The organism is Nocardioides marmorisolisilvae, from assembly GCF_031656915.1.
GTDB lineage: Bacteria > Actinomycetota > Actinomycetes > Propionibacteriales > Nocardioidaceae > Marmoricola > Marmoricola terrisoli.
The window spans coordinates 3,313,717-3,336,910 of record NZ_CP134227.1; the positions used below are offsets into that span (position 1 = coordinate 3,313,717).

Here is a 23,194-nt window from a genome sequence, read left to right on the forward strand (position 1 = left end):
CGAGCCTCGATTTAGAAGGTGGGTCGTCGATGCGTTAGCATTCCGTGGCTTCACAATCATGGCCCCGTAGCGCAGTTGGTTAGCGCGCCGCCCTGTCACGGCGGAGGCCGCGGGTTCGAGTCCCGTCGGGGTCGCCGAAGCGAGATCCCCCAGTCCAGGCAATAGCCCGGGCTGGGGGATCGTTCGTCTGCGCCGAGGATGTGCCCGGGGGTGCGGCGAAGATGCGCGGAGTGCCAGGACGCGCGGGGTGGAGCGTGTCAGGACACCGAGTAGACGCGAGCGGGCTCGACGTGGTCCACGGCGCCGTGCCACGGCCGGGGTGCCTCCCCGCGGCCCTGGCGGACGAACTCGTTGAAGTACCAGTGCTGCAGCTCGCGGAGCGGCTCTCGCGGCGCCATCGCAAGCAGGTGCTCGTCAGCGAAGACGCGGTAGACCTCCTCGAGGACCTGCTGCAGCCGTCGCATCGTGTGCGGCGTGCTGGCAGGCACGGCGTACTCAAGGTCGACCGTGGACCGGCCCCGCTCGATCGCCTCGTCGAGTCGGTTGATGCCGCTCGCCGCACGCCGCTCCGCGTCCGCGGCACTGAAGATCTCGGTGATCTCGGCGGCGATCGGGAACCGGTCGCGGTCGGAGAACAGCAGCAGGCGCAGCTCGCGACGCAGCTCGAAGTGGTAGCGACGCAGCTCGCCGAAGAGCCGGGCCGGCAGGTTCAGCAGCACGACCGAGACGGAGTCCTCGGGTGGCGGGACGGCGACGCTGGGCTCATCGAGCGGGGGGCCGAGGTAGACGTCGAACAGGTCGGCGCCCTCATGCATCTCCGGCGCCGGCTCGAACCAGACCCGCTTGCCGACGCCGTCGGCGTCCGCCTCGGAGCCCCACTGTGCAGCGTTCATCGCCACCAGGGCGAGGCCGCGGCCGTACGTCGTCGGGCAGTCGTCGGTGACCGCTGCGAGGGTGGCCGGGTGCAATGCGTTCGGGCTGTGGTCGAGCACCTCGATGCGTGGGTGCCGGGCCGTGCCGCGGACCGAGATGGTCAGTGGTGGCCGGGCGTGCAGGATGGCGTTGGTGACCAGCTCGGAGACGCCGAGCTGTGCGGTGTGGACCAGGTCAGCGCGCCCGACCTCGGTCAGCACATCCGCCACCCACGCGCGCGCAAGGCGAACCGACGGCGGCTCCGCTGGCAGAGCCAGGGACCTCTTCGTCAGCAGCACGGCCCTGTGACCTCTCGAGCATTGATGGAACCACGGATCCCCCGATCGGCACCCACCATATTCCCCCATTTTTCGGGTTTTGATTCAACCGATCATGAACTTTCTGCATCGAGTGGCCCCGAAAACGGATCTGACCCGCCCCGATGATGACGCAGCGGCCGTTTTCGGGACAATGGATGCATGGACACGACTGCGAAGAAGGATCAGGCGGCGAGTGGGCGGCACCGCGTCGTCGTGATTGGCTCGGGCTTCGGCGGGCTGTTCGGTACCAAAGCGCTGAAGCACACCGATGCGGACGTAACAGTGATCGGGAAGACCACCCACCACCTCTTCCAGCCGCTGCTCTATCAGGTGGCCACCGGCATCCTCTCCGAGGGCGAGATCGCGCCACCGACCCGCGAGGTGCTGGCCACCCAGAAGAACACCCGGGTGCTGCTCGGTGAGGTCACCGACATCGACCTGGACGCCCGCACCGTGACCCATCACGTCCTGGGCCGGGAGACGGTGACGCCGTACGACAGTCTGATCGTCGCTGCCGGGTCGAGCCAGTCGTATTTCGGCAACGACCAGTTCGCCGCCTACGCGCCGGGGATGAAGAGCATCGACGACGCCCTCGAGCTGCGCGGCCGCATCTTCGGCGCGTTCGAGCTGGCCGAGGTCAATGCGGCCCGCGGAGAGAACGTCGACCATCTGCTCACCTTCGTCGTGGTCGGCGCCGGCCCGACCGGCGTCGAGATGGCCGGTCAGATCGCCGAGCTGTCCCGCCAGACGCTCAAGCGTGACTTCCGTTCGATCAACACCCGCAAGGCCCGAGTCATCCTGCTCGACGCCGCCGGTCAGGTGCTCCCGCCGTTCGGGGCGAAGCTCGGACTGAGCACCAAGAAGGCGCTGGAGAACCTCGGCATCGAGGTCCAGCTCGGCGCGATGGTGGTCGACCTCGACGAGCGCGGCATCGTCGTGCAGGACAAGAACGGCGAGAAGCGCCGGATCGAGGCGGTCACCAAGATCTGGGCCGCCGGGGTGCAGGCGAACCCGCTGACCCACACGCTGGCCGAGCAGACCGGCGCCAGCCTGGACCGGGCCGGGCGGATCGGTGTGAACTCCGACCTCACCCTCCCCGGGCACCCTGAGGTGTTCGTCGTCGGCGACATGATCTCGCTGGACCACCTCCCCGGCGTGGCGCAGGTCGCCATCCAGGGCGCGAAGTACGCCGCCAAGCAGATCGACCATCGGATCCGGGGCAAGGCACCCCAGGGGCCGTTCCGGTACTTCGACAAGGGCAGCATGGCCACAATCTCGCGCTTCCGCGCGGTCGCCCTCGTCGGCAACCTGCGCCTCACCGGGCTGGCTGCCTGGCTGATGTGGCTGGGCGTGCACCTGTTCTACATCACCGGCTTCAAGAACCAGGTGACCGCGTTGCTGCACTGGTTCGTCACGTTCTTGAGCAACGACCGATCCGAGCGCACCGCGACCGAGCAGCAGATCTTCGCCCGGCTCGCGCTCGAGCGGGTCGCCGGCGGCACCACCGAGTTCGTCAGCGCGCCGGGCGAGTTCCCGACCCGCGAGGAGCTCGAGGACATCGCCGCCGAAGAGGCCCGGCTCACCGATGCCCGCGAGCGCGGACGCGCCCAGGTCTGACGGCGTTGACCAGGAGCGGGCAGGGGCCCGATGTTCGGACGTGACCCGCGGGAGATCCTGGCCATCTTCGTCGGCGGTGCGGTCGGTGCGCTCGCACGTGGCCTGCTCGCCGAGGCGGTTCCCGCCCACCCCGGGGAGTGGCCGTGGGCGACGTTCGTGGCCAACGTGGTCGCGGCGTTCCTGCTCGGCTACTTCACCACCCGGCTGCTCGAGCGGCTGCCCGTCTCGACCTACCGGCGGCCGTTCCTCGGCACCGGGATCTGTGGGGGCCTGAGCACGTTCTCGACCATGCAGGTCGAGTTGGTCCGGATGCTCCAGGCCGGCGCCTGGGCGGTCGGGCTCGGCTACCTGCTGGCGAGCCTGGTCTGCGGGCTGCTCGCCATGCACCTGGCCACCGGCCTGGTACGACGGGTAGCGCTGCGGTGAGCGTCGTGCTGGTCTGGGCCGGAGTGATGCTCTGCGGGGGCGTCGGCGCGGTGCTGCGGTTCACGGTCGACGGCGAGATCACCCGGCGCGCCGTACGCCGGCTGCCGGTGGGGACCCTGCTGGTCAACCTCAGTGGCGCCGTACTGCTCGGCCTGGTGGACGGTCTGGTGCTGGACCGGGACGCTGCCCTGCTCGTCGGGACTGGGATCATCGGGTCCTACACGACGTTCAGCACCTGGATGTACGAGACCCACCGGCTGGCCGAGGAGCGCCAGCTTCCGGTCGCGATCACCAACGTCGTGCTCAGCGTGGTGGCCGGCGTGGCGGCTGCCGCGCTGGGACTCTGGATCGGAGGTGGCCTGTGACGCAGTCGGACATGCACGAGGCGCTGAAGGCCAGCTGGTGGTTCGGTGAGCGGACCCGGGTCGGCGGCCGCTTCTTCTCCGACGTACTCCTCGACGAGCTGGCTCGGCACGAGGTGGCGAGCAGCGTGCTGCTCCGCGCCACCGCAGGGTTCGGGCTCGCCCACCACCTGCGCGGCGACCAGCTGTTGACGATGTCCGAGGACCCCTCCGTCCTCGCGATCGCGGTCGACCGCGCCGAGCGGATGGAGGCGCTGCTGCCCGAGCTCGCCGACCTGCTTCCCCGGGGGATGCTGACCGTGGAGCGCGCCCGGCTCGCGGACCTGCTGCCCGACACGCTGCCGGGCGGCCTCGACGAGGCGATCAAGCTGACCGTCCATCTCGGCCGGCACGAGCGGATCGGCGACCGACGCGGGCACCTCGTCGTGTGCGACCTGCTGCATGCGCACGGCGTCGCCGGGGCGTCGGTGCTGCTCGGCGTCGACGGGACCAGCCGGGGGATCCGGGAGCGGGCCCGCTTCTGGGACCGCAACGTGGACGTGCCGGCGATGGTGGTCGCAGTGGGCGCGGGTGAGGACGTGGCCCGGGCCTTCGGGCAGTTGCGCGCCCTGCTCCCGGCGGCCACCATGACGGTCGAGCGGGTCCGGGTCTGCAAGCGCGACGGGGTCCTGCTGGCGCGGCCGCACCCGTTGCCCACCCACGATGCATCCGGGCTCGGCCTGTGGCAGAAGCTCAGCGTCTACACGTCCGAGTCGGACCAGCACGCGGGCCAGCCGATCCATCGGGCGCTGGTGCGCCGGCTGCGGTCCGGTGGGGCCCGAGGCGCGACGGCGGTCCGCGGCGTCTGGGGCTACCACGGCGACCACCGCCCGCACGGGGACCGGTTGCTGCAGTTGGGGCGCCGGGTGCCGGTCGTGACCTTCGTGGTCGACACCCCCGACCGCATCGAGGCGGCCTTCCAGGTCATCGACGAGGTCACCGGCGAGCGCGGGCTGGTCACCTCGGAGATGGTGCCGGCGCTGCGTTACTCCGGGCCGGGTACCGCGCTGGGCGGCGTCACGCGGGCACGGCACCGCTACTGACGTCGTACGACGGGCTCACTCGAACCGCGGCGGCGCGGACTCATGGCGCTGCAATGCCTCCCGGGCCCATCGAGGCAGGATGAAGACCCCCTCGGCCTCGACCGTGGTCTCGCCGTCGGCGTCGCGCATCACTCCGCGGACGAAGGTCTTCACGCCCTCGCGACGGTCGATCCACGCCTCCGCGGAGCATTTCCCCAGCGGCGTGTTCTTCCGGTAGCGCAGCGTCAGGGTGCCGGTCATCCCCGGAGTGCCCCCGTCGGCGGCGGCCTCGCCGAAGACCTGGTCGAGCACGAGCGCGATCACGCCGCCGTGCACCATCGTCGGCGGGCCCTCGTAGAGCGCGTTGAGCACGAACTCGCTGCGGGCCCGGCCGTCGCCGGTGCGCTCGATCTCCAGGGGTACGGCGACGGGGTTCCGCAGGCCCACCACCGCGTTGCCGTGCCCGCGGACAGTGCCACCGCTGGTGAGCTGGACCCCGAACGAGCCGGGGATCTGGGCGGCCCGCAGCCGTTCGGTCAGCGCCTCGATCTCGTGGCGGACCTGGTCGGCCGCCTCCGGGTCGATCGTGGTGCGCAGCGAGGCCTCGGCGAGCTCGCGGATGCTCTGGGCGAGTCCCCCGAAGACCTCGCGCTCGGCCTCGATCTCCTCGGTGGACATCTCCACGACGTCGTACCGGAACGGTGCAGTCATGACCGACACCCTAGAGACCCTGGTGGACCACCCCCGAGTGGTGCCCGCGATGATGGGCCCATGACGACACAGGCAGACCAGGGCGGCTTCCCCGGCGCGGAGGACCTCGCCGGCGCGTTCATCGAGCACCTCGGGCTGGAGTTCGACGAGGTGGAGGAGGGCCGGGTCACTGCCCACTGGACCGCGGCCGCACACCTTCACCAGCCCTACGGGATCTTGCACGGGGGCGTGCATTGCAGCGTCGTCGAGACGTTGGCCAGCGTCGGCGCGGCGACGTGGCTCGGGGACAGGGGCAAGGTCGTCGGGGTCAACAACAACACCGACTTCTTCCGTGCCGTGAGCGAGGGGGACCTGCGCTCGACTGCGACCCCGCTGCACCGAGGCCGCTCCCAGCAGCTCTGGCTCGTGGAGACCCTCGACGACCAGGACCGGGTCGTCGCCCGCGGCCAGGTCCGGCTGCAGAACCTCTACCCGACGGCCTGACCCGGCGTACTGCTGTCTCCCTGCGAACCGCAGCTTTCCGTGGCGTCGAACCTGCGCCTTGCAGGGAAACAGGCGAGGTGGGTGACCCAGCCGCGGAACGTACAGCCTTCGGGTGGGCCCCGTGGGACTCGAACCCACAACCCGCGGATTAAAAGTCCGCTGCTCTGCCATTGAGCTAGAGGCCCGCGGTCGTCAGTATGGCCGACCCGGTCAGCCCTGCTCGACCGTGGTGCGGCCCTCGGCCGGCTCGCGGTAGTGCGCCACGATCCTGGAGAACTGCTGCGGCCTGACCTGACGGGCGTGGATCACTGCGTCGGTGCCGTTGGGACGGCCCAGCTTCGTGGTCCAGCCGCGCGCTCGCGGGTCGTCGCCGACGTCCACCTTGGTGGCCGGGTCGCGCAGGTCGAAGCGCTCGCTGTTGGCGCCCTGGGCGATCTCCACGACACCCTCGGAGACGCTGATGATCCTGGGCGCCCAACTGAGCAGCCCCCACCAGAAGGCCAACGCCAGCACGGTCACCGCGATGGCTGTGATGATCGGCGAGACACCGCCCTGCTGCACGGCGTAGAAGATGGCGAGCACGGCCAGCACTGCGCACGCGATGAACAGGACGCCGAGCAGGTAGCGACCGAGGTCGGAGGGGCGGTACTCGACGAAGGGTGGGATCGGCTCGTCGTCTGCGGTGACGGCAGCGTCCGTGCCGGACGTTGTGGCGGCGCCGGTGTCGGGCTGGTCGACCGCGTGCCCGCCCGCGATGAGCGGTACGCCGGAGGCCGTGGCGGCGCCGGTGACCGTCCCGGTCGGGGGCCGGTGCTCCGCTGTCGGCGTGGTCCCTGAGTCCCACTCGGTGTCCCAGCTGGACGTCTCGTGCTCGGCGGAGGACACCGGGACGAGAGGCTCGACCCAGTCCTCCGACGGGGTCGGGGTGGCGGGCTCCGTCGTGGCAGTCGAGTCGGCGTCTGGTGTGGCGTGGTTCGGGGTGTTGGTCGCGTCGTGCGCGGTGCTCGGACTCTTGAGGTCGGCGTCAGTCGTGCTGGTCGCGCCGGGCTCGTCGAGCGGGGTGGTCGACTCGGGCGCGGCTGGCGGTGCCGGCGCGGACTGCGGGCTCGCCTCCGCCGTGGCCGGGACGTCGACGCCGTCCGGCTGTCCGGCCGGGTCGGCCTCGTCGGTCGGCTCGAGAGCGCGTCGGGCCCATGGCTGGGGTGCAGCCGGCTCGACCGGCTCCGCAACCACGGAGTGGCTGGACGAGGCCCACGGCTGAGCCGCTGACGTCGTCTCCGGGACAGCCGCCTCCGGGGCAGCAGGTGCCGGGTCGGGTGCGTCGTCCGGTCCCTCATCGGGTCCCGGGCCCCCACCGGGACCATCGTCGGGGCCGTTCGGTTCGTCGTCGGGGCCGTTCGGTTCGTCGTCGGGGCCGTTGGGTCCGTCGTCGCGGCCGTCCTCGTCCGGCTCGCCGACGGCCTCGATCGCGGGCTCTTCCGTGGCGGGTGTCTCGGCGGAGGGCTCCTCCGCGGCGGGTGCCTCGACGGCCGTCTCGATCGCGGGCTCTTCCGTGGCGGGTGCCTCGCCGGAAGGCTCTTCCGTGGCGGGTGCCTCGGCGGGAGTCTCGACCGCGGTGGCCACGTTCTCGACCGCGGACGCCGAATCGTCGCTAGGCGCTTCCGGCGAAGCGGACTCGTCGGCCAGCGCTGCCGAATCTGCCGACGTCGGCGCCTCGGTCTCCGGGGTTGCCGGCGGCTCGTCGGCTACCGGCGGCTCCGGCTCCGGGCTGGCCTCCGCCGCGGGCGGTGCAGGCTGGGCCGCCTGGGCCGGTGCTGGCGCTGCCGGGCGTGCCTGAGGCGTCAGCGGAGCCTCGATGTCGAAGGTCTCCAGGTCGTAGTTGTCCAGCGGCTCCTCGTCCAAGAACAGCTCGAAGTCGCTGGCGGAGACGTTCTGCGCCGCCGGCCGGGCCGCCGGGACCTGGGCCGGTGCGGTGGCCTCCCCGGTCTCGACCTGAGCCACCGGGGCGGGTTCTTCATCGACGACCAACGGCTCGGGCTCCGGTGTGGCTTCGGCGGCCTCTGGGGCCTCCATCGGCGCCTCCGCCGGCGCCTCCGTCTGGAGGCCGTCCGTCTCGACAGCGCCGTCTGCCACCGGAGCGGGCGCATCCGTTTGGCTGTCCGCAACGTCTGCCGCGGCCTCAGCCGTCACCTCCGGCAGGTCTGCCGAAGCAGCCTGGGCTGCCGCGTCGACCGCCGGGTTCTCCGATGCCTGTCGATCGGTGGCCCCGTCGTCGGCAGGCTGGTCTGGTTGCGTGTCGGTGTCGGTGTCGGTGTCGGTGTCGGTGTCGGTGTCGGTGTCGGCGTACTCAGTGGAGGCCTCTGCCGTCGAGGGGACCTCGTCGGTGGGCGGCTCGTCCGCCCGGTGGCTGCCGGCACCCTCAGCGACGAGCGACGCCGCAAACGACTCGTCGGCGGGTGCGGCCTCCGTCGAGGGTTCCGTCCCCGTCCCGACCTCGCTCGCGGTCGGGGAGGTCTCGTGTGTCGGGATCGGCTCCGGCTCGACCTCGCTCGCGCTCGGGGAGGCCTCCTGTGTCGGGGTCGCCTCCGACTCGACGTCGCTCGGCGCTTCGGGCCGGGGCTCCTCAGCGGCGGCGTCGCCCTGTTCCGCGGCGGCCTCGTCGGCGGCAGCCGCAGTGGACGTGGCGGCGGGCTCGTCGTGGTGGTGCCGGCGGAACCGCCCGAGCAGGCCCAGGTGATGGCCGCCGTCCGCGGCTTCCTCGGACGCCGGTGCGGTGTCGGATCCGCTCGCCGTGGCGGTCTCCGAACCAGCCTCCGAACCAGCCTCCGCGCCGGCCTCCGAGCCGGCCTCCGAGCCGGCCTCCGCGCCGGCCTCCGAGCCGGCCTCCTCGGGTGCGCTCGTGGCTGTGTCGGGGGCCGCGTGATGGACCTGCTGCCAGCCGATCTCGGCCAGCAGGTCGTCGGTCCACCCCGCCTGCTTGAGGTCCTCGGTCGTCCATCCTGCGGCCGCGAGCTCCTCCGCGGTCCATACGTGGTCTGGGTCGTGGATCGCCTCGTCCGTCGTGTCGGTCGTCGAGCTCTGCTCGTCGGGGTTCTGACCGCTCGTGGTCACGTCCGCCTCCTTGGGCTGCTCGTCGCCAGTCTCGGGGGTCACCGCGTCGCCGTCTAGGTTCGTGGGGGCTTCGTGGTCGGGCAGCCGGCGTCGCTCGCCGCGGCGGCGGCCTCGCCACAACCCGTGCGCTGGCATGCCGTCATCGGAAGCGTCATCGGTGTCCGGCTCCGACCACAGGTCGTCCGTGCTCGCCACAGCGGGCGCGGGCTCGGCGGGCGCCTGCGCAACGGGTTCGACCGGGCTGGGCTCATCGGCCGGCTCGCTCGGCTCGCTCCGGGGTTCATCGCCTGCGGCGGCCTCGGGCACGGCGGCCTCGCGAGGCTCCCCACCCGCCAGTCGGGCCTCGCGGACCTGCGCCTGCGTGGCAGCGGTGTAGCCAGAGAGGAGGTCCAGCGGGCTGGCGAAGCCGGCATCCGCCTCACCTGCATCGGACGACTCGGCGGGTGAGTCAGTGGATGTGGGCTGCTCGGGCACGGATGCCTCCGTCTCGCTGGTCCGCGGCTGGCTGACCCGATGGGCGCCGGCTGGTTCCGTGGATGTCTCTGGGGCGCTCGGCTCGTCGGGTCGGTCGGTAGCGGCGTGCCGGGCATCACGCTCGGCGCGGAGGCGTCGCAGCCAGTGGGCACGCGCCCGAGACTGCTGCTCCGCGACGGCCTCGCCGGGGCCGCTCTCCTGGGCCGAGCTCGACGCTGGCGCGGGTTCCGCTGCCGCGGCTCCGGCCGCGCTGGCCGCCTCTCCAGGCGCCTGCTCGACGGAAGCGTCCGGGCCCGCTGTGGCGGCCGGTGTCGGAAGCTGGGGCCACCACTCGGTGGCCTGCAGGTCGTCCAGCGACCACTCGTCGGTCACCGCGTCCGGGTCCGCGGGACCGGGAGCAGCAGTCAGCTTCGCCTCCGTCGGGCGAGCGGGCGCAGGCTCGGGTGCCGGTTCAGGTGCCGGCTCGCCGGTGGGTTCTGGGGTCGCCGCAGCCACCGGCTGTGCCGTGCGTCCGTCATCCGCTGCGTCAGCAGACACAGGTGCGGCGGCGGGTTCGGCGGCCTGCATCGGGTCCTGGGTTGTCGCAGCGACAGGCGCGGCCGAACGCTCATCACGGCGCTCGAGAACCGGCTCCTCCGGCGGCGCCGAGCTGAATGCAGCGGGCGGCGCTGCCTCCTCGGCGTACGGCTCGGGCTCGTAGAGCTCGTGCCAGGTCTCGGTAGTCGCCGTGGACGCCTCCCGGCTTGCCGGTACGTCGTCGGGCGCGCTCGGCCAGGCCTCGGGTTCGGGGGTCTGGCCGGACTCCTCTGTCACTGCGTCCGCCGCGGGCTGCGCAAGTGGCATGGTCTCCGTCTCACGCTGAGCCTCGGGACGCACCTCGACGCTTGGTCCAGCCGACTCGGCTGGCTCGGTCGGCTCGGTCGGCTCCGTCGATGCGAGCTCGACCTCGTCGGGAGCCGTCGAGGACGCGGCGAACGGCTCTCCGCCCGCCTGGAGCTCGCCGGGCTCGTTGGGGACCTCGGCCGTCGCCGCTGTGGGCTCGGGGAGCGTGTCCTCGCTGGGCCGTTCGGGCTCGGTGGGCTGTTCGGTCTCGGTGGTGACCGGTTGCGGGGGGTCTGCGTGGTCGTCGGTCTCCGGCGCCTGCTCGGGCTGGCCTTCGGTGTCCGCTGCCGGGACTCCGGTCTGCTGGTCGGCGGGCGTCGGCTCCGTTGCCTGGGCGCTGACCGCGGACAACTCGCCTGTGTCGGGCTCGGCCATGGCGTCCTTGGCATCGGCGTCTGCCACTTCGACCTCGGCGGGCGAGACGGTCTGCTCCAGCTCTTCGGCGGGGCTCGGCTCCGCGGACGCGGCGAGTGTCTCCGGCTCAGTGACGTGCTGGACCTGGGCCGTCGCCGCTGTGGGCTCGGGGCGCGTGTCCTCGCTCGGCTGTTCCGCCTCGGTAGTGACCGGCTGCGCGGGCTCTGCGTGGTCGTCAGTCTCCGGCGCCTGCTCGGGCTGGTCTTCGGTGTCCGCTGCCGTGAGCCCGGGCTGCTCGTCGGCGGGTGTCGGTTCCGTTGCCTGGGCGCTGGCCGCGGACAACTCGCCGGCACTGGGCTCGCCCATGGCGGCCTCGGCCTCGGGGTCGGCGGCGTGCGTGACGGGCTGCTCCGGCTCGTCGGCGGGTGTCTCCGGAGCGGGCTCCTCCTGGACCTCGGCCGCCGCCGCTGTGGGCTCGGGGAGCATGTCCTCGCTGGGCTGTTCGGTCTCGGTAGTGACCGGTTGCGCCGGCTCTGCGTGGTCCTCGGTCTCCGGCGTCTGCTCGGGCTCGCCTTCGGTGTCCCCTGCCGGGACCCCGGTCGGCTCGTCGGCGAGTGTCGGTTCCGCTGTCTGGGCGCTGACCGCGGCCAACTCGCCGGCATCGGGCTCGGGTTCGGCGGTCTCGGTCTCGTTCTCGGCCTCGGAGTCGGCGGCGTCCGCGACGGTCTGCTGGTCGCCGGGTGTCTCCGGCTCGGGCTCCTCCTGGACCTCGGCCGTCGCCGCTGTGGGCTCGGGGCGCGTGTCCTCGCTCGGCTGTTCGGTCTCGGTAGTGACCGGTTGCGCGGGCTCTGCGTGGTCCTCGGTCTCCGGCGCCTGCTCGGGCTCATCTTCGGTGTCCCCTGCCGGGACCCCGGTCGGCTCGTCGGCGAGTGTCGGTTCCGCTGTCTGGGCGCTGACCGCGGCCAACTCGCCGGCATCGGGCTCGGGTTCGGCGGTCTCGGTCTCGTTCTCGGCCTCGGAGTCGGCGGCGTGCGCGACGGGCTGCTCCGGCTCGTCGCCGGGTGTCTCGGGAGCGGGCTCCTGCTGGACCTCGGCCGTCGCCGCTGTGGGCTCGGGGCGCGTGTCCTCGCTGGGCTGTTCGGTCTCGGTGGAGACCGGCTGCGCAGCCTCGGCCTGGTCCTCGGTCTCCGACAGCGGTGGCTGCGCGTACTCGGGCTCGGTCGAGACATCGACCTGCGCCTCACGGCCCGGGCCCGTCGGAATCTCGGTCTCTGGCTGGTCGTCGCCTTCTGCCAGAACGTCGGGCTCGGACAGTGCGTTCTCCGCAGCGGAGGCGGAGGGCTGCGGCTCTGGCTGGGCTTCGGTCTCTGGTGCGAGGGTCGCGGCGTGCTTCGCTGCGGGCCGGCGGGCCTCTGCCTCCGCTTGGTCCTCGAGTTCGTCGGTTGCCGTGATCGGCCGCTCTGGCTCGGCCGACGAGCCGACCTGCGCCTCGGTGCCCGAGTCGACAAGGATCTCGGCCGCAGGCTGGTCGGTGAGGGGAGCCAGCGATGCGCCGGCTCCGGCCTCGCTCCGGCCAACGGATGAGTCCGGCTCGTCCTCGGCCCCGGGGGTAGCCGCCGCAACCGGCAGGGGCTCCTGACTGGACATGGCCGGCATCTCAGCGGTGGTCTCGCTGTCGGCCTCGGGTCGGACCGAGGCCCAGATCGGCTCAGTGTGCGCCGATGCCGATGCCGATGCCGATGCCGATGCCGACGCCGATGCCGATGCCTCGTCATCAGCTGGGACGTCGTCGCGCACCGCCTCGAGTTCGGTGGTGGAGTCGACCTCCGACGGCTCGGTGAGGCGCTCGGCTCGCTCAACTTGGGAGGCGCGCGACCGGGCGAAGGTGCCACGGCGACGCGGTTGCAGCGGGACAGGCTCGTCGGCAGCGGCGGCCAGCTCGACCAGTTCCGGCGGGAGGTCCGCGGCCGGGTCGGTGCCCGCGCCGCTCTCGACGTACGGCGGCTCCGGCTCGACCCTCGCGTGCTGCGGAGTGTGCGGCGACTCGGGAGCCGCGGCTGTGGGCTCAGCAGCGCGCCCTGGGGGAGCGGTGTGCTCGTCCCGTCGTCCGAAGCGCCGACGCTTGACCTCGGGCTCAGGGACCACCGCGGTACCGGCGTCGAGCGCATCGGCGAGGACGTCGAGCGGGTCGACCCGTCGCTCGCTGTCGTCCTGGTTCGACGGGCTTGTCGGTCGATCGGCCGGTGCCGGTGGCTGACGGGCGTCGTGCCGGTGCTCGGTACGGCGACGCCCGAGCCGTCCCCTCAGCCCAGGCCGGTCATCGGGGATGTCATTGACGTCGACGAGCCCGGAGAGGGCGATGCTCAGCGGATCGACCCGGGAGTCCTCGTCCTCGGGCAGGGGAGGATCCGGATTGCGGCGGTCAGCCACGTCCTGCCCCTCTCCTGGTCGTGCCGGGTCGATTGCGCCCTGGTCCAAGACTTCCACGCGTGCGGGCACGGCGTGTCGACTTACGGGCATTTTCGTTGCGTGTCACTGGTTCTCAGTGCCGCTCCATCGTCTCAACGACCGACCTCACGGCAGGGCACGGCCCCCCGGGCCGACCCGCTCGGGCGGCGGTCTCGCCACGAGGTGCACTGACTTGGTAGTGTCGGCGGCGGCAGGATGCAAGTTCCAGCGGTTACATAACGCGGTTGGAGTTTGTGATCCAACGGCGTTTCAGCTCTTTGCTCAATGCTTGCGAGTCGGGACGACGTGTCACTGCATTCCTGCCGAGGCTGCCGATGTGGTGGTCTCTCGCCCCGTATAAGGAGAAATTGAGCATGGCTCAGGGCACCGTCAAGTGGTTCAACGCCGAGAAGGGCTTCGGCTTCATCGCACAGGAGAACGGCGGAGACGACGTCTTCGTGCACTACTCCGCGATCCAGTCGCAGGGTTACAAGTCCCTCGACGAGAACCAGAAGGTCGAGTTCGACGTCACCCAGGGTCCGAAGGGCCCCCAGGCGGAGAACGTTCGTCCTCTCTGACCTCATCGCACGCAAGCGGGGCCCCGACCAGCTGGTCGGGGCCCCGCTCTGCGTCTCGGGCCGAAGCGTGTCCGGCGTTGCGCCCCGGGGAGTAGGTTTCCAGGCAAGACCCTCGGGGTATACGTGGCGACGGCGTGGCCGTCGGATGCCTTGCTGGGGAGGTTGGACAAGGTGGATCCACTCGACGTCGAGCTTGAGGACTCTGCCCTCCTGAGCGAGGTCGAGATCACCGCCGCCCTCATCGTGGCCGCGAACCAGGCCAAGGGCCCCCTCTCGCTGGCCGAGATCGACGCCGTGCTGGGTCTGCCGGACCGATCCGAGACGACCCCGATCGACTCTGGACCGGCGCCGTCCGGGCGCGCCCAGGCGCAGTGAGCTGCCCCCGCCCGATGTGCTGATCCTCACCCCCGCGGTGCACCTCGACTGACCGGGTTGCGCCGTCGGGTGTTGGTGCGCCTAGCATGAGGACCGTTCTGATGCCGCACACCAGGAGACCAGTAGTGGCGTTGCGCTTCAAACCCGTCGACTCCGCCTTCTATGACCTGCTGGCAGAGTCCGCCAGGCGCCTCGTCGACGGGGCCGGTCTCCTCGCGGAGATGCTCGTCGAGGGCTGTGACCGCAAGGACGTCGCCCGCCGGATGCGGGATGCCGAGCACGCTGCCGACGAGACCACTCACGAGATCGTCCGGCGGGTCAACAGCACCTTCGTGACTCCCTTCGACCGTGAGGACATCTATGCGCTGTCCTCCCAGCTCGACGACTGCATGGACTTCATGGAGGAGGCCGTCGACCTGACCTTGCTCTACGAGGTCGAGCAGCTACCCGGCGAGCTGGCCGAGATCGTCGAGATCATCCGGCACTGCGCCGACCTGACCGCCGAGGCGATGCCGAAGCTGAAGAGCATGAAGGACCTCGAGGAGTACTGGATCGAGGTCAACCGGCTGGAGAACGCCGGCGACAAGTACTACCGACGTACGGTCGCGAAGCTGTTCAGCGGACAGTACGAAGCGCTCGAGGTGCTCAAGCTCAAGGACATCGTGGACTCGCTCGAGAGTGCGGTGGACGCCTTCGAGCGAGTGGCGAACACCGTCGAGCAGATCCACGTCAAGGAGTCCTGAACGGTGGAGCTCGCCATCGTCATGACGGTGGTGGCCGTTGCCCTCGCGTTCGACTTCACGAACGGTTTCCACGACGCTGCGAACGCGATCGCCACCTCGGTGTCGACGCGGGCGCTGACCCCACGGATCGCGCTGACCGTCGCCGCGGTGATGAACTTCGTCGGCGCCCTGCTCGGCCAGGAGGTCGCGCACACCGTCAGCGACGTGATCAACACCGACACCGTGCACGTCAACCACGGCCTGGTGATCGTCCTGGCCGGCCTGCTCGGTGCGATCAGCTGGAACCTGATCACCTGGTACTTCGGACTCCCGTCCTCGTCCTCGCACGCCCTGATCGGCGGCCTGGTGGGGGCGGCGATGGTTGCGGGCGCCACCGTGCACTGGACGACCATCGTCGACAAGGTGCTCATTCCGATGGTCGTCTCGCCTGTGGTCGGCTTCGCGGCCGCGTTCGTGGTGATGCTGGCGATCATGTGGCTGCTGCGCCGGCGCAACCCGCACCGGGTGCAACGGGGCTTTCGGCTGGCCCAGACGGTCTCGGCGTCGGCCCTCGCCCTCGGCCACGGCCTGCAGGACGCCCAGAAGACGATGGGTGTCATCTTCCTGGCACTGGTCACCAGCGGCCACGCAGCCGCCAGCGACTCGCTGCCGCTCTGGGTGGTGATCGTGGCCGCGACCGCGATCTCGCTGGGTACCTACTCCGGCGGCTTCCGGATCATGCGCACCCTGGGTCGCAAGATCATCCACCTCTCCCCGGTGAGCGCGTTCTCCGCGGAGGCGGTCGGAGCCAGCGTGCTCTACACCACCGCGTTCTTCTTCCACGCCCCGATCTCCACCACCCACACGATCACCTCGGCGATCATGGGCGCCGGCGCGACCAAGCGCTTCTCGGCCGTGCGCTGGGGCGTGGCCCGCTCCATCCTCACCGCCTGGGTGCTCACCTTCCCCGCAGCAGGTGGCGCCGCAGCGCTGGTGTATCTCGTGCTCAGGTTCGTGCTCCGGCTGCCCTGACCAGCGCCGTACGCCGTGCCCTCAGCGCGTCGCCCGCCAGCTCCAGCCCAGCAGTCCCAGCGCCAGCGCTCCGGACACGATCAGCGTCCCGCCGGTGCCCCAGCCGCCGATCAGCCAGTAGCGCTCGTGCACCGGCCACCAGTCCGGCGCGGCGGGGGAGATCCCCCAGAGCACGCCGACGCCGACCAGGGTGAGGGCGGCCGCCGTCGAGAGCAGCACCCGAGGCCAGGTCGCCACCCCCTCCCGCGCGGCGCGCAGCGCTCGTTCGCGGACCGGGTGCATCCGGCGCTCGGCCCACGCGTACTGCTCGGAGAGCACCAGCAGCCCGACGAACAGGAGCAGCAGGCCCGGCCCGGGGAGGACGAGGGCAGCCATCCCGAGGAGCACCAGCGTCCAGCCGAGCACCTCCAACAGCAGCCGTCGCGTCGCAGCTCGCACGCCCATGCGGGAAATGATGACAGCCGGGTGGGTACTCAGGCCCGCTCGGTGGCGACGACGCGGCCACGGCGACGGTGGCAGACCGCCGACTCCGCCGGTGCGAGCGGTTCCTCGTGCACGCCGAGCCGCTCGAGGAGGACCGGCAGCACCGGCCGGTGGGTGCAGACCGCGATCGACGCGCGGTCATCGAGCAACCGGGCGGCCAGTGCATCGACGTCGGCCGGGCTGCAGCCCTCTTCGCTGAGCGCGACGTCCTCCTCCGCGACCAGGTCGTGTGCCTCCAGGAAGGGCGCGACGGTCTGCATGCAGCGCACGCTGGGCGAGGTGACCACCCGGCTGACGCCAAAGGCCGACAGCACCGATGCCAGCGCGGCCGCCTGCTCCCTGCCCGCGGGGGTGAGCGGTCGCTCCTGGTCCGCGCGATGCCAGGTCCGCCGGGCTCGCGCCGCGGCATGGCGCAGCACCACCAGGGCGTCGGTCCGCTTCGGGGTACGGCGGAAGGCCGCGAGCAGGCTTCGGTCGAGCTCGTGGCTGAGCCGGCCGACGGCGTCGTCCACCGGCAGCCAGGCCAACGCGTCGATCTCGTCGTTCACGGGGTAGCCCGACAGGTCGCCGTCGACCTCGGGGTCGCCGATCACCCGGCCGACCCAGTAGTGCACGGTCTTGGTCCGCCCGCGGGAGACGACGTACTGCTGCAGCGGCAGCGGGCGGCCCAGCCGCACCCGCACCCCGGTCTCCTCGAGGACCTCGCGGACGGCGGTCGCGGCGATGTGCTCGCCGGGGTCGCGCTTTCCCTTGGGGAAGGACCAGTCGTCGTACTTCGGTCGGTGCACCAGCAGCACCTCGCGCCCGCCACCGCTGCGACTGCGGCGGGTGACGACTGCGCCGGCGGCGACGACCTCGGCGGGCTGGGGCATGCCAGTAGTCTCACATCGGCAGTCTCAAGGGCGAGGAGGAGCGCGTGCGCACACGCTGGCTTGTCGGCGGTCTCGTGCTCGTGGTCCTGGCCGGCCTCGGGTACGCCGGCAGCGTGGTGTGGGGGCGCGCGCACCGCACCGATCTCGAGCGCGCGGTGTCACTGGTGCCGGCGGCGACCCAGCGGCTGTCCTTCACCGACTGGGCGGCGGTACGCCGCAGCCTGCACGTGCCGACGACCGCGGCTCCGTCCCCCACGACCGTCACGAAATGGCTGAACCGCGCCTACGACCGCGACCTGTCGACGGTGTCGAGCATCTCCGACTCCGCGCGGGCGCTGGCCGAGCACTACGGCTGGTCGCCCGGAAACGCCGACTGGGAGGCCTACGCGCAGGCGGGGTCCGGGTCCGCGATGGTGCTCCGGATGGCGGACCAGGTCAGCTTCGACGCCCTCGCCGGACACCTGCGCGAGCTGGGGTACACCAAGCCCTCGAGCGAGACCGGGGTCTGGCTCGGCGGCGCCGACCTGGTGGGCCCGCTCGATCCCAGCCTCACCCCCGAGGTGCAGTACGTCGTCCTGCTGGCCGACCAGCACCTGGTGATCAGCAGCGACACCGCGTCGTACGCCGAGACTGCGGCGCGGGCCGCCCAGGGCAAGGGCGCCTCACTGGCCGCGACCTCCTCGGTGACCGACATGATCGGGCGCATCGGCGAGCCGGGCGCCGCGATGATCTGGGCGCGCGACTTCGCCTGCAAGGATCTCGCGATGGCCCATGCCGACAGAGCGTCGCAGCGCCAGGCCGACCAGCTGATCGCCGCGGCCGGGCGCACCAGCCCGCTCTCGGGACTGGTGATGGCGCTCTCGCCCGGTCGGGTGCTCACCATCGCGGAGGAGTTCGAGTCCTCCGACCAGGCGCGCGAGAACCTCCGCGCCCGAGCACGTCTCGCCGTCGGGGAGGCCGTGGGGCGGGGCGAGTCGACGTTCAACGACGATCTCAAGCTGACCGCGTCGAAGGCCGTCGGCTCTACAGTTCTCCTGACCATGAGACCCCGTAGCGCCGGCGTGTTCCCGCTCTCGTCGCTCTACAGCGGCCCGGTCATCTTCGCCACCTGCTGACTCGAGGACCACCATGCCCCCACCAGGCGCCGCGCGGCCCGAGCGGGCGAGAACGACGCGCGAGCACGCGCTGCGCGGTGCCCTGACGATGGGCGGCAGCCAGTTCGCCCGCATCGTGCTGCAGGCCATGAGCATCGTCGTCCTTGCGCGCCTGCTGAGCCCGTCGGACTACGGACTCATCGCCATGGTCACCGCGATCGTCGGTGTCGCCGAGGTGCTGCGTGACTTCGGACTGACCTTCGCCTCGGTGCAGGCGAAGGTGATGACCCGCGAGCTCCAGGACAACCTGTTCTGGCTCAACGCGCTGGCCGGGTTGGTGCTCAGCGTGGCGGCTTATTTCGCTGCCGTACCCATTGCCGACCTCTACGGCGAGCCGCGGCTGGTCCCGATCACGCACGTCGTGTGCTGGGTCTTCTTGATCAACGGGATCAGTGCGCAGGCCCGGGCGGACCTCAACCGACGTCTGCGATTCGGGACCTTGGCCCTCGGCGACACCGGCGCCGTGCTGATCGGCTTCGTCGCCACCCTGGTCGCCGCCCTGCTCGGCGCGGGCTACTGGGCCCTGGTCGTTCAGCTCGTGCTGCCCACGATCCTGGCCACGGTCTTCTATCTCGTCGCGGCAGGCTGGATTCCGGGTCGCTACCACCGCGAGGTGAGCACCATGGCCATGCTGCGCTACGGCGCTTCGCTGGTGGCCAACCAAGTGTTGAACTACGCGATGATCAACTCCGACTCGGTGATCATCGGCACCCGGCTCGGGGCGGCGAGCCTGGGCATCTACGACCGAGCGTTCCAGCTGCTGGCGCTGCCGCTGAGCAAGCTGAGCGTCCCGGCGACCAAGGTGGCGCTGCCGCTCCTGTCCCGGGTCCAGGCCGAGCCGGAGCGCTTCCGTCGGCTGCTGCTTCGCGGACAGACCGTGGTCGTGCACCCGGTGTTGCTGCTGTTCAGCGTGATGGTCGGCTTCGGGGAGATCCTGATCCCCCTCGTGCTCGGTGGTCAGTGGCACCCGGCGGTGGTGCCCTTCCAGATCCTGTGCTTCGGCGGGTGCCTCAATGCCCTGACCGTGGTGACCAACTGGGCCTTCATGGCGACGGGCTCGATGCGTGCCTACCTCAAGGTGACCGCTGTCACCGCGCCGGTGACCGTCGCCTGCATGTACGTCGGGTCGAGGTGGGGGATCGACGGAGTCGCCGCGGGCTTCACGCTGGGTACGGCGGCGTACTGGCCGATGAGCCTCTGGTGGCTGCGGCGCCAGCCGCAGGTGCCCGGCATCGTGTTGCTGCGTCGTGGACTGCGTGCCCTTCTCTGGCACGGGGCGCCCGGGGTCCTGGCCGCCTGGCTGGTGCATCGTGGCGGAGCCAGCGCCGCATCCGGTGGGATCGCGCTGGCTGGCTATCTGGTGCTCTGGCTCGGAATCCTTGCAGCGCTGCCTCCGCTGCGCGACGAGGTGCGGGTGATCCTCGACCTGGTCCGTCGCCGGCTGCACCGGGCGGCCGCTCCGGATGCTGACCTCAGCGCCGGCGCCGGTGCAGGTTGATCAGCGTCTCCTGGAGGTCCCGCAACGGCTCGTCCGGGGCAGTGGGGTCGGAGCGGATCCACTCGCCGTCGGCGCTCAGCTGCCAGGCGGCCGTTCCCGGGTCGAAGGCCAGGTCGAGCATGCGTCCCACCTGCGCGACGGTCTCCTCGGTGGGCAGCCTGACCAGCACCTCCACGCGTCGGTCGAGGTTGCGGTGCATCAGGTCGGCCGAGCCGAGGTAGGCCGAGGGCTCGCCGCCGTTCTCGAACCAGAACACCCTGCTGTGCTCGAGGTAGCGGCCGAGCACCGAGCGCACCTCGATGCGGTCGGAGAGGCCGGAGACCCCCGGGCGAACGGCACAGATCCCGCGGATCAGCAGCTGTACGGCGACTCCGGCGCGTGAGGCTCGGTAGAGCTCGTCGCAGATCGCCTCGTCGACGATGGAGTTGGCCTTGATCCGGATCCGCGCCGGTCGACCTGCCTCGTGGTGGGCGACCTCGGCGCGGATCAGCTCGATCAGGCCGGTGCGCACGGAGTCCGGCGCCACCATGATCTGGTCGTAGGAGGCCTTGCGGGAGTAGCCCGACAGGTTGTTGAACAGGTGTGCGACGTCCTCGCCGATGGTCTCGTCGGTGGTCAGCAGGCCGAAGTCCTCATACATCCGGGCGGTCTTCGGGTTGTAGTTGCCGGTGCCGATGTGGGTGTAGCGACGGATCCCTTGCCCGGACTCGGCCTCGTCGCGCACCACCATGGCCAGCTTGGCGTGGGTCTTCAGCCCGACCAGTCCGTAGACGACGTGGCAGCCGGCCTGCTCCAGCTTGCGGGCCCAGCGGATGTTGGCCTGCTCGTCGAAGCGGGCCTTGATCTCGACGATCACCAGCACCTGCTTGCCGGCCTCCGCGGCGTCGACCAGGGCGTCGATGACCGGAGAGTCCCCGGAGGTGCGGTAGAGCGTCTGCTTGATCGCCAGCACCTGGGGATCGGCGGCGGCCTGCTCGAGGAACCGTTGGACCGAGGTGCTGAACGAGTCGTAGGGATGGTGCAGGAGAACGTCGGAGCGTTGCAGCGCCTTGAACACGTCGACAGGGGAGGCTGACTCGACCGGGGCCAGGGCGGGGTGGGTCGCGGGCACGAACGCGTCGTACTTCAGGTCCTCCCGGTCGAGGTCGGCGATGTCGTGCAGGCCGCGCAGGTCCAGTGGCCCGGGCAGCCGCACCACCTCGTCCGTGGTGATGCCCAGCTCGGAGACCAGCAGCGCCAGCACGTGCTCGTCGACCGACTCCTCGACCTCGAGCCGCACCGGCGGGCCGAACCGGCGTCGGGACAGCTCCTTCTCCAGGGCAGCCAGGAGGTTCTCGGCGTCGTCCTCCTCGACCTCGAGGTCCTCGTTGCGGGTCACCCGGAACGTGTGCACCCCGAGCACGTCCATGCCCGGGAAGAGCCGCTTGAGGTGCTCTCCGATGACATCCTCGAGCGGGACGAAGCGCTGGTTGCCGAGAGCCACGAAGCGGTCGAAGATCTGCGGCACCTTGACGCGCGCGAAGTGCTCCTTGCCGGTCTCCGGGTTGCGCACCAGCACGGCCAGGTTCAGCGACAGCCCGGAGATGTAGGGGAACGGGTGCGCGGGGTCGACGGCGAGCGGGGTGAGCACCGGGAAGACCCGCTCCTTGAACAGCCGCTTGCAGAACTTCTGCTCGTCCCTGTCCAGGTCGTCCCAGCGGACCAGCTCGATGCCCTGCTCGCGCAGCGCCGGGATGATCGCGTCCCGGAAGGTCGAGGCATGCCGCGTCATCAGGTCGGCGCTGACCGACCAGATCCGCTCGAGCACCTCACGCGGCATCAGCCCAGACGCGGCTCGTACGGCGACGCCCGCGGCGATCCGGCGCTTGAGCCCAGCGACGCGGACCATGAAGAACTCGTCGAGGTTGCTGGCGAAGATCGCGAGGAACCGGACCCGTTCGAGCAGCGGCAGGCTCTCGTCCTCGGCGAGCTCGAGCACCCGCTGGTTGAAGTGCAGCCAGGACAGCTCACGATCCAGGAACCGGTCCTCGAAGCCGGCGGCATCCAGGTCGTCGTCGGTCTCATCGAGCTTCGGCTCGTACGGCGGCTCCACGTCGAACGTGTCCGCGGCCACAGCGGCGCTGCTCACGACGCTCCCATCCCACGGAGCCGGTGCGGCGCACCCGGGCGGCGGTAGTCCATGTGGCCAGTCTGACACTGCGCGGTGGAGGGGGATTGAACTACGTTCAACTCCATGACCCATCGACGAGAGCTGTTCGAGGCCGCCGTACTCAAGGGCCTGCTTGCACTGCCCACCCCGGCGCAGAAGGTGCTGGCCGGCCGGCCGGTAGTCCGGGACGGGCAGCGCCTGTCCACCGAGATGCAGCTGATGCTGCGGTTGCAGCGGCTGGCGCGGGTGCCAGCCCTGGAGGACCTGCCCTGGGAGCAGGGACGTGCGGAGCTGGCGCGGCAGGCCAGGATGGTCGGCGGCCGGCAACCGATCGGCTCGGTGCGCGACCTGACGATCGAGGGACCGGGCGGCCCGCTGCCGCTGCGGCTCTACACCCCCGCCAGCGCTCTCAGGAGCGCCCGCGTCCCCACGATGTTGTTCCTCCACGGTGGCGGCATGGTCCACGGTGGCGGTCACGCCGCCCACGAGCAGGCGTGTCGTCACCTCGCCGAGCACTCCGGCGTACAGCTGCTCAGCGTCGACTACCGGCTGGCCCCCGAGCACCCGTTCCCGGCCGCGGTCGAGGACTGCCTCGCGGCGTACGCGTGGCTCGTCGAGCATGCCGCCGAGGTGGACGCGGACCCGGATCGGCTGGCGGTCGGTGGCGACTCGGCCGGCGGCTACCTCTCGGCCACCACGGCCATCCAGGCCGCCGAGAGGGGCCTGCCGATGGCCTTCCAGTTGTTGATCTACCCCTGCACGGACTTCGTGGACGGCACCGCCAGCCAGCGGATGTTCAGCGAGCGGTTCTTCCTGACAAAGGCGTTCATCGACCTGGCGTCCGGGGCGTTCTTCCCCGACGAGGCGGCCCGGCGCGACTCGCTGGGCTCGGTGGGGTTGCGTGACTCGTTTCCCGCCGGCCTGGCCCCGGCGTACGTCGTGACCGCCGGCTTCGACCCGCTGCGCGACGAGGGCGAGGCGTACGCACGCCTGCTCGCCGAGCACGGGGTCGAGGTCGAGGCCAAGCGGTATCCCTCGATGATCCACGGCTTCTTCAACATCGTCGGCGTCGGCCGCGAGGCGTCGTCGTACAACGTCGAGATCGCGGAGCTGCTCGGTCAGCGGCTGGGCGGCGGACTCGGCTAGTGTTCGGCCCCGAAGACACCGCCA

18 protein-coding genes and 2 tRNA genes are annotated in these 23,194 nt (G+C 71.1%); 13 read left to right on the plus strand and 7 right to left on the minus strand.

What is annotated here, in order from left to right:
- Positions 1-60 precede the first annotated feature (60 nt).
- A tRNA-Asp gene (locus Q9R13_RS15975) sits at positions 61-134 on the plus strand.
- A gap of 123 nt (positions 135-257) precedes the next feature.
- Here the strand turns inward: Q9R13_RS15975 and Q9R13_RS15980 are convergent.
- Entirely contained in the window at positions 258-1,280 is a 1,023-nt protein-coding gene (locus Q9R13_RS15980) for an ATP-binding protein (protein ID WP_310962167.1), read from the minus strand.
- A 111-nt stretch (positions 1,281-1,391) separates the two neighbouring features.
- Between Q9R13_RS15980 and Q9R13_RS15985 the strand changes: the two genes are divergently transcribed.
- Genes Q9R13_RS15985 through Q9R13_RS16000 form a run of 4 tightly spaced genes read left to right on the plus strand, consistent with a single transcriptional unit; the run spans position 1,392 to position 4,719 of the window.
- Positions 1,392-2,849 (plus strand): NAD(P)/FAD-dependent oxidoreductase, encoded by a 1,458-nt coding sequence (locus tag Q9R13_RS15985; protein WP_310962168.1) that lies wholly within the window; start codon positions 1,392-1,394, stop codon positions 2,847-2,849.
- Positions 2,850-2,879: 30 nt separating this feature from the next.
- A complete protein-coding gene (crcB, locus tag Q9R13_RS15990) occupies positions 2,880-3,275 on the plus strand; it encodes a fluoride efflux transporter CrcB (protein ID WP_310962169.1) in 396 nt (131 codons plus the stop codon).
- Entirely contained in the window at positions 3,272-3,640 is a 369-nt protein-coding gene (crcB, locus tag Q9R13_RS15995; RefSeq protein ID WP_310962170.1) for a fluoride efflux transporter CrcB, read from the plus strand. The genes crcB (Q9R13_RS15990) and crcB (Q9R13_RS15995) overlap by 4 nt, the downstream gene beginning before the upstream one ends.
- Positions 3,637-4,719 (plus strand): DUF190 domain-containing protein, encoded by a 1,083-nt coding sequence (locus tag Q9R13_RS16000; protein ID WP_310962171.1) that lies wholly within the window; start codon positions 3,637-3,639, stop codon positions 4,717-4,719. The genes crcB (Q9R13_RS15995) and Q9R13_RS16000 overlap by 4 nt, the downstream gene beginning before the upstream one ends.
- A 15-nt stretch (positions 4,720-4,734) precedes the next feature.
- On the opposite strand, the gene Q9R13_RS16005 is transcribed toward Q9R13_RS16000, so the two are convergent.
- Positions 4,735-5,409 carry a PaaI family thioesterase gene (locus tag Q9R13_RS16005; protein WP_310962172.1) on the minus strand — a complete coding sequence of 225 codons (675 nt, stop codon included), beginning with the start codon at positions 5,407-5,409 and terminating at the stop codon, positions 4,735-4,737.
- 60 nt (positions 5,410-5,469) lie between these two features.
- On the opposite strand from Q9R13_RS16005, the gene Q9R13_RS16010 reads away from it, so the two are divergent.
- A complete protein-coding gene (locus Q9R13_RS16010) occupies positions 5,470-5,892 on the plus strand; it encodes a PaaI family thioesterase (protein ID WP_310962173.1) in 423 nt (140 codons plus the stop codon).
- A 113-nt stretch (positions 5,893-6,005) separates the two neighbouring features.
- On the opposite strand, the gene Q9R13_RS16015 is transcribed toward Q9R13_RS16010, so the two are convergent.
- Both Q9R13_RS16015 and Q9R13_RS16020 read right to left on the minus strand, forming a co-directional pair.
- Positions 6,006-6,077 (minus strand) — tRNA-Lys (locus Q9R13_RS16015).
- Positions 6,078-6,102: 25 nt separating this feature from the next.
- Complete coding sequence (locus tag Q9R13_RS16020) at positions 6,103-13,143, minus strand: hypothetical protein (protein WP_310962174.1); 7,041 nt, start codon at positions 13,141-13,143, stop codon at positions 6,103-6,105.
- A 392-nt stretch (positions 13,144-13,535) separates the two neighbouring features.
- Between Q9R13_RS16020 and Q9R13_RS16025 the strand changes: the two genes are divergently transcribed.
- From Q9R13_RS16025 to Q9R13_RS16040, 4 genes are all read left to right on the plus strand, one after another.
- Positions 13,536-13,739 carry a cold-shock protein gene (locus Q9R13_RS16025; RefSeq protein WP_056540883.1) on the plus strand — a complete coding sequence of 68 codons (204 nt, stop codon included), beginning with the start codon at positions 13,536-13,538 and terminating at the stop codon, positions 13,737-13,739.
- 171 nt (positions 13,740-13,910) lie between these two features.
- On the plus strand, positions 13,911-14,114 hold the full coding sequence (locus tag Q9R13_RS16030; RefSeq protein WP_310962175.1) for a hypothetical protein: 204 nt from the start codon (positions 13,911-13,913) through the stop codon (positions 14,112-14,114).
- Positions 14,115-14,200: 86 nt separating this feature from the next.
- Positions 14,201-14,857 carry a DUF47 domain-containing protein gene (locus Q9R13_RS16035; RefSeq protein WP_310962176.1) on the plus strand — a complete coding sequence of 219 codons (657 nt, stop codon included), beginning with the start codon at positions 14,201-14,203 and terminating at the stop codon, positions 14,855-14,857.
- Positions 14,858-14,860: 3 nt separating this feature from the next.
- Positions 14,861-15,868, plus strand: coding sequence for an inorganic phosphate transporter (locus Q9R13_RS16040; protein ID WP_310962177.1), 1,008 nt, complete (start codon positions 14,861-14,863; stop codon positions 15,866-15,868).
- 21 nt (positions 15,869-15,889) lie between these two features.
- Here the strand turns inward: Q9R13_RS16040 and Q9R13_RS16045 are convergent, their stop codons facing one another.
- Positions 15,890-16,312, minus strand: coding sequence for a PGPGW domain-containing protein (locus Q9R13_RS16045; protein ID WP_310962178.1), 423 nt, complete (start codon positions 16,310-16,312; stop codon positions 15,890-15,892).
- A gap of 29 nt (positions 16,313-16,341) precedes the next feature.
- Positions 16,342-17,223, minus strand: coding sequence for an NUDIX hydrolase (locus Q9R13_RS16050; protein ID WP_310962179.1), 882 nt, complete (start codon positions 17,221-17,223; stop codon positions 16,342-16,344).
- Between the two features lie 44 nt (positions 17,224-17,267).
- Here Q9R13_RS16050 and Q9R13_RS16055 point away from each other — a divergent pair, with 44 nt between their 5' ends.
- Both Q9R13_RS16055 and Q9R13_RS16060 read left to right on the plus strand, forming a co-directional pair.
- Positions 17,268-18,338, plus strand: coding sequence for a hypothetical protein (locus Q9R13_RS16055; protein ID WP_310962180.1), 1,071 nt, complete (start codon positions 17,268-17,270; stop codon positions 18,336-18,338).
- 13 nt (positions 18,339-18,351) lie between these two features.
- Entirely contained in the window at positions 18,352-19,875 is a 1,524-nt protein-coding gene (locus Q9R13_RS16060) for a lipopolysaccharide biosynthesis protein (RefSeq protein WP_310962181.1), read from the plus strand.
- Here Q9R13_RS16060 and Q9R13_RS16065 read toward each other — a convergent pair.
- Positions 19,850-22,003 carry an RNA degradosome polyphosphate kinase gene (locus tag Q9R13_RS16065; protein WP_397218381.1) on the minus strand — a complete coding sequence of 718 codons (2,154 nt, stop codon included), beginning with the start codon at positions 22,001-22,003 and terminating at the stop codon, positions 19,850-19,852. The genes Q9R13_RS16060 and Q9R13_RS16065 overlap by 26 nt on opposite strands.
- 105 nt (positions 22,004-22,108) lie before the next feature.
- Between Q9R13_RS16065 and Q9R13_RS16070 the strand changes: the two genes are divergently transcribed.
- Positions 22,109-23,170, plus strand: a complete 1,062-nt coding sequence (locus Q9R13_RS16070; RefSeq protein WP_310962182.1) for an alpha/beta hydrolase — start codon at positions 22,109-22,111, stop codon at positions 23,168-23,170.
- Positions 23,171-23,194 lie beyond the last annotated feature (24 nt).